Source organism: Periweissella cryptocerci, assembly GCF_004358325.1.
GTDB lineage: Bacteria > Bacillota > Bacilli > Lactobacillales > Lactobacillaceae > Periweissella > Periweissella cryptocerci.
In genome coordinates this window covers 2,449,977-2,462,855 of record NZ_CP037940.1, presented here as the reverse complement: position 1 = coordinate 2,462,855, position 12,879 = coordinate 2,449,977, and the positions used below count along the sequence as shown (strand labels likewise).

At 40.4% G+C, this 12,879-nt stretch carries 10 protein-coding genes and 1 tRNA gene; 3 read left to right on the top strand and 8 right to left on the bottom strand.

The genetic code is table 11. The features are described from left to right. Window positions 1-308 precede the first annotated feature (308 nt). From argS to EQG49_RS10900, 3 genes are all read right to left on the bottom strand, one after another. On the bottom strand, window positions 309-2,000 hold the full coding sequence (gene argS / locus EQG49_RS10910; protein ID WP_133363993.1) for an arginine--tRNA ligase: 1,692 nt from the start codon (window positions 1,998-2,000) through the stop codon (window positions 309-311). A gap of 316 nt (window positions 2,001-2,316) precedes the next feature. Further along, window positions 2,317-2,387: transfer RNA gene (locus EQG49_RS10905), tRNA-Gly, on the bottom strand. Between the two features lie 95 nt (window positions 2,388-2,482). Further along, window positions 2,483-2,779 (bottom strand): hypothetical protein, encoded by a 297-nt coding sequence (locus EQG49_RS10900; protein ID WP_133363992.1) that lies wholly within the window; start codon window positions 2,777-2,779, stop codon window positions 2,483-2,485. A gap of 266 nt (window positions 2,780-3,045) precedes the next feature. On the opposite strand from EQG49_RS10900, the gene EQG49_RS10895 reads away from it, so the two are divergent. Further along, entirely contained in the window at window positions 3,046-3,396 is a 351-nt protein-coding gene (locus EQG49_RS10895) for a DUF1516 family protein (protein ID WP_279232842.1), read from the top strand. A gap of 448 nt (window positions 3,397-3,844) precedes the next feature. On the opposite strand, the gene obgE is transcribed toward EQG49_RS10895, so the two are convergent. After that, on the bottom strand, window positions 3,845-5,149 hold the full coding sequence (obgE, locus tag EQG49_RS10890) for a GTPase ObgE (RefSeq protein WP_133363990.1): 1,305 nt from the start codon (window positions 5,147-5,149) through the stop codon (window positions 3,845-3,847). Between the two features lie 317 nt (window positions 5,150-5,466). Between obgE and EQG49_RS10885 the strand changes: the two genes are divergently transcribed. After that, window positions 5,467-6,807 (top strand): metallophosphoesterase family protein, encoded by a 1,341-nt coding sequence (locus tag EQG49_RS10885; RefSeq protein ID WP_133363989.1) that lies wholly within the window; start codon window positions 5,467-5,469, stop codon window positions 6,805-6,807. A gap of 130 nt (window positions 6,808-6,937) precedes the next feature. Here the strand turns inward: EQG49_RS10885 and EQG49_RS10880 are convergent, their stop codons facing one another. Beyond that, on the bottom strand, window positions 6,938-7,510 hold the full coding sequence (locus EQG49_RS10880) for a TetR/AcrR family transcriptional regulator (protein ID WP_133363988.1): 573 nt from the start codon (window positions 7,508-7,510) through the stop codon (window positions 6,938-6,940). A gap of 142 nt (window positions 7,511-7,652) precedes the next feature. On the opposite strand from EQG49_RS10880, the gene EQG49_RS10875 reads away from it, so the two are divergent. Then, a complete protein-coding gene (locus tag EQG49_RS10875) occupies window positions 7,653-8,546 on the top strand; it encodes an NmrA family NAD(P)-binding protein (RefSeq protein ID WP_133363987.1) in 894 nt (297 codons plus the stop codon). 194 nt (window positions 8,547-8,740) lie between these two features. Here the strand turns inward: EQG49_RS10875 and EQG49_RS10870 are convergent, their stop codons facing one another. The 3 genes from EQG49_RS10870 to EQG49_RS10860 all read right to left on the bottom strand — a co-directional run bounded on the left by EQG49_RS10870 (window position 8,741) and on the right by EQG49_RS10860 (window position 12,805). Then, window positions 8,741-9,973, bottom strand: coding sequence for an MFS transporter (locus EQG49_RS10870; protein WP_165964876.1), 1,233 nt, complete (start codon window positions 9,971-9,973; stop codon window positions 8,741-8,743). A 70-nt stretch (window positions 9,974-10,043) separates the two neighbouring features. Continuing rightward, entirely contained in the window at window positions 10,044-11,702 is a 1,659-nt protein-coding gene (locus EQG49_RS10865) for a glycoside hydrolase family 43 protein (RefSeq protein WP_133363985.1), read from the bottom strand. A gap of 233 nt (window positions 11,703-11,935) precedes the next feature. Then, on the bottom strand, window positions 11,936-12,805 hold the full coding sequence (locus tag EQG49_RS10860) for a helix-turn-helix transcriptional regulator (protein WP_133363984.1): 870 nt from the start codon (window positions 12,803-12,805) through the stop codon (window positions 11,936-11,938). Between the last annotated feature and the right edge of the window lie 74 nt (window positions 12,806-12,879).

Here is a 12,879-nt window from a genome sequence, read left to right as displayed (position 1 = left end):
TATCGTAAGTTACTAAAACAATTTATCCCTTGGTAAAAATAGCCCCAAATTATACCAATTAACGTAACCATATACTATTATCTGCATAAATACAACTATCGCGTACTTAAGAAGTCCTTAGCTATTGAGTGTTGGTATTTCCTAAAACTCATCAGAAAATCTCTAGAATATCTCCATTTATTCTAGCGTGGGATTCTCATTTCTGTACTTTTATTTAAGAATACTCACGTACCACGGAATATACCCTAGGCAATAGTTTGAGAACATCACAAAAAACCGCGACTTCTACATCGCGGTTCTCCAATAAATTACATTTCGTTTGGTGCATGTACGCCAAGCAAACGCAGGCTTTCAGCTAAGACAGTCGCAACTGACTTAACGAGTGCTAAACGAGCTGGCTTTTCAGTATCATCAGTCAAAATCTTTGAGTTAGCGTAGTACTTGTTGTAAGCACGAGACAAGTTCAAAGCATACTTGGCAATGATTGATGGTTCGCGGTCGCGTAACGCACGACGAACAGTTGCTGGGAAGTCAGCCAAGGCCTTCAAAGTATCCCAAGCAGCTTCATCAGAAATTTTCAAGTCAACGCCGGCAAGATCTGGGTTCCCTGCCTTACGCAAGATTGATTGGGCACGTGCGTGTGAGTATTGGACGTATGGACCAGTATCACCTTCAAAACGCACCACTTCAGCCAAGCTAAAGTCGAAGTTGTTCAAACGTTCATTCTTCAAGTCATGGAAGACCACGGCGCCAATTCCGACTTCGCGGGCAACTTGTTCCTTATTAGCAAGATCAGGGTTCTTTTCTTCGATTTGTTGACCTGCCAACTTAACGGCATCATCCAACACGTCTTGAAGTAAAATAATCCGACCTGAACGAGTTGAAAGTTTCTTACCATCAACCGTAATCAAACCAAATGGGATGTGTTCAATGTCATCAGACCAGGCGTATCCCATTTCCTTCAAGATTGCTTTCATTTGTTGGAAGTGTTCACGTTGTTCACCACCAACGACATACAAGCTCTTCACAAAGTTGTATTCGTTCTTCCGGTAAATGGCGGCTGCCAAATCACGGGTCATGTACAAAGTAGCGCCATCAGTCCGCTTAATCATTGCCACTGGTAAGTTGTACTTTTCCAAGTCAACAATTTGGGCACCTTGTGATTCAACCAAGAGTTGCTTTTCATTCAAAGTATCGATAACTGCATCCATCTTATCGTTGTAGAATGCTTCACCATTGAATGAGTCAAAAGTAATTTCAAGTTCATCGTAGAGCGTCAAAAATTCCTTCAATGATTCATCACGGAACCATTTCCAGAGTTCTTGTGCTTCCGCATCCCCGTCTTCAAGCTTCTTAAACCATGCACGACCTTCATCGTCCATTTCAGGTTTTTCCTTAGCTTCTTCGTGGAAACGCACGTAGTACTTAACCAACGTGTTAATTGGGTCTTTTTTAACTGCTTCTTCAGATCCCCACATTTTGTAAGCAACCATCAACTTACCAAATTGTGTACCCCAGTCACCCAAGTGGTTAATCTTGATTGGGTTATACCCGTTCTTCGTCAAAATGTTAGCTAAGGCATTCCCAATAACTGTTGAACGCAAGTGCCCCATTGACATTGGCTTAGCGATGTTAGGTGATGACATGTCAATTGGCACGTTACCATGGTTCCCATCTTCATTGTTACCGTAGTCGGCCCCTGCTGACAAAACTTCATTCAAGATGTTGGCACCAACAACTTGTTTGTCTAAGAAGAAGTTAACATAAGGCCCCATTGCAACAACTTTTTCAAAGCCATCTTTGTTGATTTCTTCAACAATACCTGCGGCGATTTGTTGGGGTGCCTTGTGCATTGTCTTCGCCAACATAAATGTTGGAAAAGCTAAATCACCCAAATCTGAGGTCTTTGGTACTTCAATTTTGACAATGATATCATCGAAGCTCAATTGGTCGCCCAATACTGCGGCGATTGCGTTAGCTACTTGTGTCTTGTTATCCATTTTGGCTATCTCCCTATCTGCTGTTTATTTCATTTTAGTAATCACAATAATTGTTAATTCAGACTAATCCATCCCAGTCGTAACAAATTCATTCATAATTCAAAGAAACAAAAAAACTCGTCACTCACATTTTACTGCAAGAGACGAGTTTTTACCCGTGGTACCACTCTAATTGAAATAAATTCCACTCATTAGATATGCAATTATTATCAATTAACGCGCCAACAATCTAATTCGGTCTGGCTCACAACACCCCAAACTTGCTGAGCGAACGCTGATTGTTATCCTTAAATTGAATGACTTTATTAGTCTGAAAAGCGAAGTACGGGAATCGGACCCGCGACCACAGCTTGGGAAGCTGTTATTTTACCACTAAACTAACTTCGCAATACAAGATTAATTATATACGATTCTCGCGAATTTGCAATAATTAATCTGTTTAATCTTATTTTTAATGAAATTTCCAAAAAAATGAAATAAATCTACTCACCGTCAGCCACTACATCCGCAGCTTCATCAGTGGCAACTGGCTCTGGTTCCGGTGCTGGAATCAATACTTCTGTTTCACTCATCCGGATGATGGCCCGGTGATTATATTCATTAACAGTAGATTGATCTTCTGGATCATTCTCAGTAATCACCACTAGTAGTGCGTGATCATATATTTTTTCAACGGTTCCTTCAAAATCATGTTCCAGGTTTGCAAATTTCTTTGCCTGAACCAAGTCACCAATATTGAATCCTGAGTTATTTTCAACTTCTTCTGTTGCAACTACCATGCTTTTCTACCTCGAATTAAACTTTTTTATATTTAACTTTTTGCCAACGTCCGATGAACCATCGGTATATATTAACAAAGCCAAATTTATAAATCAACCGTCTTTTCGCATTTTCATTGTCGAAAAACATCTGTTGAATTAGCGACAATTTTATTTATCATTTGGCTTAACTACCTAGGCCTCTGGCTCACAATTCAACTGCGTCTTTGAAAATCTAATTAGGTGGTATGATATAATAATTGAAAATATTAAGAAAGGATTTTCCCATGCCAATAACTCTCTTACTCCATTTAATCTGCGCAATGTTACTATTAGTTGTCTCCATCCTCATTATTTTTGCGCGTACAAATAAACGCCTCAAAGTTTTGGTAACTGTCAACCGCGCGCTCTACTTAGTCCTTTTTGTTACTGGTGGTCTGCTGGCTTTCGATGCTTTCCCACACCACTGGTTCCTAGCGACGCTCAAAATAATTTTAGCGATTGCCCTAGTTGGTGGCCTAGAAGTTCTCGCCGCTTACAAAGCCCAAATTAAAGTCAGCTGGCGCCTATTGATTCTCATTCTCGTCCTGTTCGTCGCTGTTTTTGCAGTTGGCTTTTTATTGCATTTCGGCGTTTAATAACTTTTAGCACCTATATCCGCGACTCAAAATTTACCTAAAATTCCAAATAAAGGACTCCCGGAACGTTAGCCATAATCTAACGGACTTGGAGTCCTTTATTATTTAAAATTGTTCAATATCAATGCCCCCACAAGATTGGGCTGTGCTCAAATCGATACTTTATTATAAATCAAAAAATGGCTATTTATTCTAGCGTGGGATTGTCGTTTCCGCACTTTTCAATCATCGAATTACTGGGGCTCTAATGGTTCTCAGCTTTTTTCCATGCTACTACGGCCTGTGGTCGGTAACTGTTTTCGCTAGTTACATTATTCCTAACTAACGAAGTGACCAAGTTTATTCAATCCCGCGTCAGACGGAACAGAGCCATACTTTCTTATAAGTCAAATAAGTAAAAACAAAAAAACAGCACCTCCAGAAAAACTGAAAGTGCTGCATTAAATATTTAATCTGAGAATTCAAAGCGGAAGTCGACAATCAAGACTTCGTCCCCGTTTTGTGCTCCAGCTTCACGCAAGGCATCATCAACACCCATTCCACGAAGTTGACGCGCAAAACGCATCAAGCTTTCATCCGTGGTTGTGTTAGTCATGCGGTAAAGTTTTTCAATCTTTTCACCACTCAAGACCCATTCGCCATATTGACCAGTTGAAATTGTGAAGGCTGGTTCGTCCTCATCAAGTTCATACATAGCATCTTCAACATCAGCGTCAATCCCCTTCATTGGGAATTCAGGTGTTACGTCGAGTAAGTCCGCCGTCGTTGCCAACAATGGTGTTAAACCTTGACGTGTCAATGCAGATATTGGCATCACTAATGGGCGTTCTGCCAAATATGGATCTTCATCCAAGCGGTCTTCAAACTTCTTCAAGTTTTCTTCAGCATCTGGCATATCCATCTTTGAAGGCACCACAATTTGTGGGCGATCAAGAATTGATGGATCATAATTTTTCAATTCTTCATTAATCTTAACGTAGTTTTCATATGGGTCAGTTTCTTCAATCCCACTCATATCAATCACGTGCAAGATAACCCGCGTCCGTTCGACGTGACGCAAAAACTGAATCCCAAGTCCAACCCCAGTAGACGCACCTTCAATCAAACCAGGTAAATCGGCCATAACAAAGTCGCGACCATCATCCAAACGTACCATTCCCAAGTTAGGAACCAAGGTCGTAAAGTGATATTCAGCAATCTTAGGCTTAGCAGAGGTTACGATTGAGAGCAATGTTGATTTACCAACAGATGGGAAACCAACCAAACCAACGTCGGCCAGAACTTTCAATTCTAATTTAATGTTACGTACTTGACCAGGTTCACCATTTTCGGCAAGTTCTGGTGCAGGATTGGCAGGTGTCGCGAAGTGAATATTACCACGACCACCACGACCACCACGCGCAATCACAAATTCATCACCGTTTTCAGTCAAATCAACGAGCACTTGACCAGAATCAGCATCAGAAACTGTAGTTCCTTGTGGGACTTTGATATACATGTCTTTGGCTGAACGGCCGGTCATACCCTTGGTACCACCCTTATCACCATGTTCAGCGCGGAAGTGACGGTTGTAACGGAAATCCATCAAAGTCCGTAGCCCTTCATCAACGCGGAGGATAATTGAACCACCACGACCACCGTCACCCCCGAAAGGACCACCCATATCAACAAACTTTTCACGACGGAATGAGACGATACCATCGCCACCACTTCCGGCTTTTACTTCAACTTTAACTTGATCGACAAACGCCATTGTTTTCTCCTTATCAGTTACCTGCATTCAATACTTTGATTACTAGGCAACTTACAAATGCATATTAAAAATACTTGTGCCTACGAAATAAAACCGTTAAAGACACCACTCATCATATCCACAAACGCTGAGTGCAACGTGCAAAATTCCAACTATAAGTATAACCTCTGTGTTTACTGCAAGTAAAGCACAACACACGTTTTCTCACGATTAACCATACTTGTTTAACAATTTTGCCACTTAAGGAGTGAATATCCCCTTGTTGCTTATTTTTAACGACGCCGTATTCCGAAAACTGCTTTCTCATCACATTCAATATGAGTATAATTAGCATTATGAAAAAACTACTAGTTCCAATCATTGGTATCATACTATTGGTGCTTGCGGGCATCGGGGCAACCTTATATCATCAACACACCTCATACTTAAATACAGCACCAATCCACGCTAACCAAAACATCAAAATCGCGGTACTTTCTGATACGCACGTACTCGCCGAGCAACTTCACGATAACGGAACCGCTTGGAAAACTTTTGAAAATACTAGTGCTGGTATGGATATTAATTATAATACGCAAATTTTACAAGCAACCATCACTCAGTTACTGCAAACAAAACCAGCGATTGTCATCATTGCTGGTGACTTGACTAGTAATGGTGAAGCTCGCAACGCCCAATATCTCGCTAACCAACTGACGCGATTACGTAAGGCCGGCATCAAAACATATGTTATCCCAGGTAATCACGATATTAATAACCCCCAAGCACGTTCATTTAAAGGCGCAAAAACAAATCTCACTGATCAAATGTCACCAGCCGACTTTCAGACAATTTTCCAAAATGACGGCTACACCCAAGCAAGTACTAAAGACGCCGCCAGTCTTTCTTATCTGGTTAAGCCTGCAAAAAAGCTTTGGTTCCTGATGTTAGATTCAAATATCTACGACCATAATCAAGCTTTACAAAAATCTGCAGATGATGGCTATTTTAAACCAGCAACCGGCCGTTACATCACCGCAAGTTTAAAAGCTGCTAAAAAAGCCGGGGCAACAATAATTCCCGTCTTACACCATAGCGCTCTAGTCCATGGCAATCTTGCTGGTCACTTTGCGGTCAATAATTACCAGACTTTTGATAAAGTATTGCGAGAATACGGCGTACACTTAACAATCTCCGGTCATATGCACGCCCAAAGCATCACGACACAAGCTGGATTAACCGACATAACTCAAGGGGCCTTACCCGTCTCCCCACACTATTATGGCGAATTAACCTATGATTATCACAATCACCAATTAGCCTATCACGCCAAACCAATTGATTTGCTGACCACATGGACAGCTAAATATGGTTCATCAAAAGCTAAACAAATGCTCGCTACTGATCACGCTGCTTTGTATCAGTCTGGACGCCGTTTTGCTGAGCGCATGTTAACCACTAGTCCAGCAACGGCAAAATTATCACCACAAAAACAAGCTACCTATGCAGATGCCTTTGCTCAGATTAATGTCGCCACATTTGCTGGCACAACCTCCAAATCAAAAAAAGATCTTACGTTGTTACGGACTATACCTGATGCAGAATTACGTCAAATTTTGCGCGTGAGTCTCTCGAGTCAAGATAACTTGAATTGGTCATCAACCGGTATGACTCCCTAATTGCTTAACCATTCTCGCATATCAAAATCCCGTCATATCCGTTTTTTACGGTGAATGACGGGATTTTATTTTTCTTAAAGTACGAATTAACAAGTTTATTTTCAGGCCGCCGCTTTATACCCTCAACCTACTAGTTCGAAAACATCCGCCAAATTAAATTGTAAACTTCATCAAATCCAAATTCTTTTTCCGTATAGACGCCCTCATTAATACTTTGTGCTTGCCGATTAATTGTTGTAAATACGATTGCCATTGCGATATTATCCGGAATGTTATGAACAATTTTTTCCGCGATTGCTTGATGCAACATGACCATTACAGGATTTTCAGTGCTTCCCCATGTGGCAGCAAAATAAGGTGTTAATTCAGGTAATTGCTTAACCTGCTCAATTACTACCATTGCGTCAGGATTCTTGATTGAAAAATCATACATGTTTTTAATTGTTGCTTTTATTTTTTCTTCTAAACTTAAATTACTAGCTAAAATTTCTCGTTGTCCCTTACCCAAACTACCGCTAATTTTTTTGAAAAGTTGGACCAATAAATCCTCCTTGTTTTTGAAATAAATATAAATATTTGATTGTGGCACGCCGGCAAGTTTTGCGACTTTTGTGGTTGAGATAGCCGCCACGCCATCGCGCTCGATGATTTCTGATGCAGCTTGTAGGATTCTTTCATATTTTTCTTCATCTTTAATTTTCATATCTTCATTTTATGTGAAATTACGCCAAAAAACAATTAAAACAGATAGAGCTATACCTATTGACAAAATATAACCCTATCTGTTATATTTTAATCATCATTAAAGATAGATATATCTTTTAAAAGAAAGAAGGCAAATTACTATGAAAATTGCTATGCTAGGATCTCTCGGAAATATCAATCGAATTGTTGTTCCAAAATTAATCGCAGATGGACATGATGTATTGATCATCACGACACGTCCTGAACGTGTACCCGCAATAGAAAAACTTGGGGCAACAGCTGCTGTCGGTTCAATGGAGGACGTTGATTTCTTGACAGATACTTTTTCGGGAGCAGACTTAGCTTACTTAATGCTTTCCGTTAGTGGCTCTCAAAATCGAGGAAACATGTTTGAACGTGCCCAACAAGTTGGTAACAATTTTCGTGATGCTGTACAAAATAGCGGTGTGAAACATGTTGTGAACTTAAGTAGCATTGCGGCTCAAAACGGTCCAGAAGTTGGCGCCTTGCCTATCTATCATTTCATTGAAAATGCACTTCTTGAACTCAATGGAGTAGATGTCACCTTCATTCGACCAGTTGGCTTTTACAGCAATCTTTATGCGAATATCCCTTCAATCAAAGCAAGCCACACGATTGTAAGCAACGTTCCCTCTAACATTCCACACGCTTGGGTTGCGCCTAGTGATATTGCTGCAGTAGTTCTATCTGCAATGAAAAAGCCAACTGCTGGACACAATGTTGTTTATGTAGTTAGCGAAATGAGTACTCCTGATGAGTATGTTCCAATTTTAGCTGAAGCGCTGGATATGCCTGATTTAAGATATGTTGAAATTACAGATGGGCAACAATTAGCGGGCTTAATTGCAAGTGGTCTTACTGAAGCGGGAGCAAAAGGATTTCTACAAATGAATATAGCTGGTCGTACACCAGATAAATTCTATGCAGATTTGTATGAACATATGCCCGTTCTAGGCCAGGTAAAAATGACCGATTTTGCAAAAGAATTTGTGCAAGTTTATAACGCACAATAGTAAAATACGGTTGCCTGCTTAATATTTATCTAATTTATTAAAACCATTTTTTCACTCATATTATTCGTTTTAACTATTTTGCCTTGTAAGCATTCAGCGTAAATGCGCCTATTAAAATTTTTAATACACACAACAAATTCTCACATACAAAGAAAAAACACCTCTACGTGAGATGTTTTTTTCTTTGCATTTTTTTACTTAACACTCTTAATCATTAGAATCAGCACCCCACCGGCAATTGCGAAAATTGTAGCGAATGGGAAAATCATTTGGAAACCTAAAGTTGAAATCAAAGCAGCGGCAATAATTGGAGCTGCAGCTTGACATAAGGTGTTACCCAAGTTGTAAACTCCCATAAAGAAACCTAAGCGTTCCTTATCCAGAGCTTCACCAACTGTGACATTCAATGATTGATCAATCCCATTCCACGAACCAATTCCAATCCCACCGATAATGGCGAAAACAATCATTGTCCAAGGTTTCGCAGCGAAGAATGGGAAGATGGCACCAATCCCAAGTAAAATTGCGGCAACTGAGGTTGGTAACTTGATTGATTTAATTTTATCTGCCAAAGGTCCAACTAAACCGCCAACGACGATTGCGGCCACCATCATCACCGCTGAGATAAGTTGAATCGTATCTTGGGTCGTCTTTTCACTCAATTTCATGTAATCCGTCAAAATGAACATTTGGTATGAAACAACTAAGAACTGACCGATTCCGAATAATAATTTACCACCTAAAGCAAGATAGAAGTCACGCCCTTCTTTCACGCCGGGCATCAATTTAAGCAATTCCTTGAATGACTTTTTTTCTTTCTTTTCAACTGGCGAATCAACAACATTTTTGTTTGATGGTTCTTTGATAATAAGTGCCGTTAAAATCCCACCGACCCCAGCAATTAATCCGAATACGATAAATCCAAGGGTAATGTTTTTCATGAACATCGCACCCAAGATTGGGAAAGCATAGTTCCCAATTGACATCCCAATACCATACGCACTTGAAGCAGATCCACGTTGTTCCTTATCCGTGTATTCCATCAAGACGCCAACTGAAGCGACTGACATGTTCAAAGTGACTTGATAAAGTGACCAAAAAACTAACAAGATGGCAATTGATGGTGCCCACGCAGCTCCCATCAGTAACAACATTGAAGCTAAGCCACCAATCACAAACCATGGTGTCCGCTTACCAAAACGCGACTTAGTTTTATCTGATAACGCACCGGCAAATAAATTTGCAATCGTTGCGATTACCATCGCGATTGATGAAAATACAGCGACCAATGCCACCTTGTGCGGTGCATCAAGTGCTTGAATTTTCAATGGCAAGAAAATTGAAACCGCAACAATGTATGGACCAAGCCAGGTTCCGGCCCCAGTTACTAAACCAGGAATCATCCGTTTAAGTGAGATACTTTTCATAATAATTCTCCTTCTATATGTGTTTCGCCCCACTTCCATTTAGTCTAGGCGCTACACTTCCTATTGATGCTTATTTATTAGTCATTTTAAAGAAATCAAAATCTGCATATGATTCGTGGCGGTACGCATCGACAGCACCAATTCCACATAGCAAGCCTGTAAATCCACCAATTTCACCTTCCGAACCACCAACCCCTTCATCTGATAGGTAAGCGGTGTTAAATTCTGGTCCCACTTGTTTCCACGCTTGGTTTTCGATTTGGTAGTAAATTTTGGTTTTGCCAAAGGTTGTTACAAATTTTAGCGCCACAACGCCATTTGGAATAAAGACCTTGTCGTGAATGAATTCAATTCGTTCACCTTGTTTAGCCTGTAAAATTCCTAAAGTCGTCCCACCTAATGATTCTGAGTGATACAAGCGGGCATATAACCAGTTTGAAGCATCGTAATACATGTTCATCCCCGCACTTTGTGAGTAGTGTTCTGGGTGGAATTCAAGTTGCGTTTCAAGCTCAAATTCAAATGCTGAAGCTGCAACTGCCATAATGGCTGGATTCATGCGTGAAAAGAATGAGTTTTCACCATGGATTCGCAAATGTCCTTGATTTTCGCTTGTATTGACCCATTTTGTATTTTGCTCACGGTAGGGCGTTGTGAAACGGACATTATAAGTTTCATTTTCAAACTGATCCTCGAATGAATGCCCTGCTGTTTCACCAGCTTCGACGCCTGTCATTCCGGGAGCTGTCATTTTTGCTAAATTTGAACCATCGGCCATTTGCAACCAACCAGCATCATTCCAGGTCATTTTTTGGATAGCCGTTTCGCGTCCTAATGGGTTCAAAGTCGTGCCTGGCAATGGTCGTGACATCAAATGCGCAATATACCATTCGCCAGTATGCGTCTGAACAATCGAACCATGGCCTGATTTTTGCATGATTGAATGTGGGTTATATGCTTCAAAGTGTCCGGCATCAGGATCACCTAAGCTATAAATATGTTGCGGTGCTGACGTGATAATTGGTTCATTTGTTGGGTTAGCTTCGTATGGGCCAAAGATATTTTTTGAGCGACCCATTTCAACTCCGTGGGCATACCCCGTCCCACCAGCAGCAAGCACCAAGTAATAATAACCATCGCGCTTGTAAATTTGGGGTGCTTCGGCACAACCGCGCGTTGTAAAACCTTGCGTTACACGTACTGCCTCACCGATAAATTGATTATTAGCCAAATCCATTTCTTGGATGACAATGTGTCCTGGGTGTTGATATCCATCACGTGTTTCCCATTCCAAAATTGTCATGTAATGGCGCCCGTCTTCATCATGGAAGAGCGATGGATCAAACCCAATTGCACCTAAGAAAACTGGTTCACTCCAGGGACCATGAATACTATCCGCTGAAATTGCGTAGTTATCGGCGTTAAATTCACGACCTTCCATGTTCAACATGTGTGAATATGCCAACCAAAACTTTTTAGTGGCCACATCGTAAGATAGATGTGGTGCCCAGATACCAGCCGGTGTATTAGTACCCCGGAGATCAACTTCATGATTTTTCAAACCATGATCAACCATTTCCCAGTTAGCTAAGTCGGTTGAGTGGTAAATACTAATCGCTGGATTCAAGTGAAAAGTTGACGTGGCGATGTAGTAATCATGGTCGACGCGAATAATTGATGGATCTGGTGCGTAACCTGGAATAATTGGATTTTGAATTGTGTATGACATACTTGCTCCTCATTTGTCTGTTATTTATTCGTTTTAAGTTGTTTGCTTGTTTATTTTTACGGTTAGCTAATTCATTGCATCACGCGGTATGTTTTTCACAACAAACCGTGTCATTGCGTTATATTTCTTTGTTTTTCGTTTCTTTGTAACCGCTTACAAGATATATTATGCCATTAAAAAACGCCACAAAAAATAGGATAATTCATTCTGAACTATCCTTAATTCGTACAAATTTAGTTTTCATCAACACTACCAGCTACAATATATTGCCTTGGTGACATACCAATATTCTTAGTGAATTCTCGTGTAAAGTGACTTGGCGAGGAATATGCCAGCTTCTCCGCCACCTCGCTAATCAACATATTGGGTTGCAACAATAGCTGTTTGGCAGTCGCCAATTTCAAATCAATCAAATAAGCTTGAGGACTTTTAGCCGTAAACTTTTTAAATAACTTCAAGGCGTAACTTTGACTAATGTGATGGGCTTCAACCACCTCTGCGATAGCAATCTTAGTGGCATGGTTCGCATGATAAATTTGATAATCTAATTTATCTTTGATATCGCTCGCCAATGTTTGCCACAGCATAAACTGATTAATCTCGCCTTGACTGACTTTCAAAGCTTTATCATTTTGCAATGCCTTGGTCAAAGTTAAGATAACATCCAAAACGCTCGCCTGTAAATTCAGATAATCAAACAATTGATAGTCAGCTTGAATCATCGCCACAATGGTATCAAGTTGCGCAACTAATGCTGCATGCCCTGCGGTTTCCGTTGTGATAATGCGATTAGCATAACCACTAATCAATAAATATTTTAGCTCCGGTGATTCCAAGTTGAAGTGCATCGTGAAATATTTTAATTTTTCACTCCCCACCTGATAATTAGTGTGGCGAATACCAATTGGAATCAAAATCATCTGCCCGGCACAAATAAAAAATTCATTCGTATCGCTAATTGTCCGTTGTTCACCTGCTAAAACATAAATTAATTCAAACGCTGGGTGCTCTTCCGTTTTCCAACTCCAACCAACGGGCACCGTCTCAGCATGCCCACCAAACAAAGTAAAATTCGTATTGATTACTGGTAAATAGTTTGCCATGTCCATCTCCTAGCTTCTATGTATTACCTACCATATTATCATGTTCCACTAATTACTGGTCACTTTTATTAGGC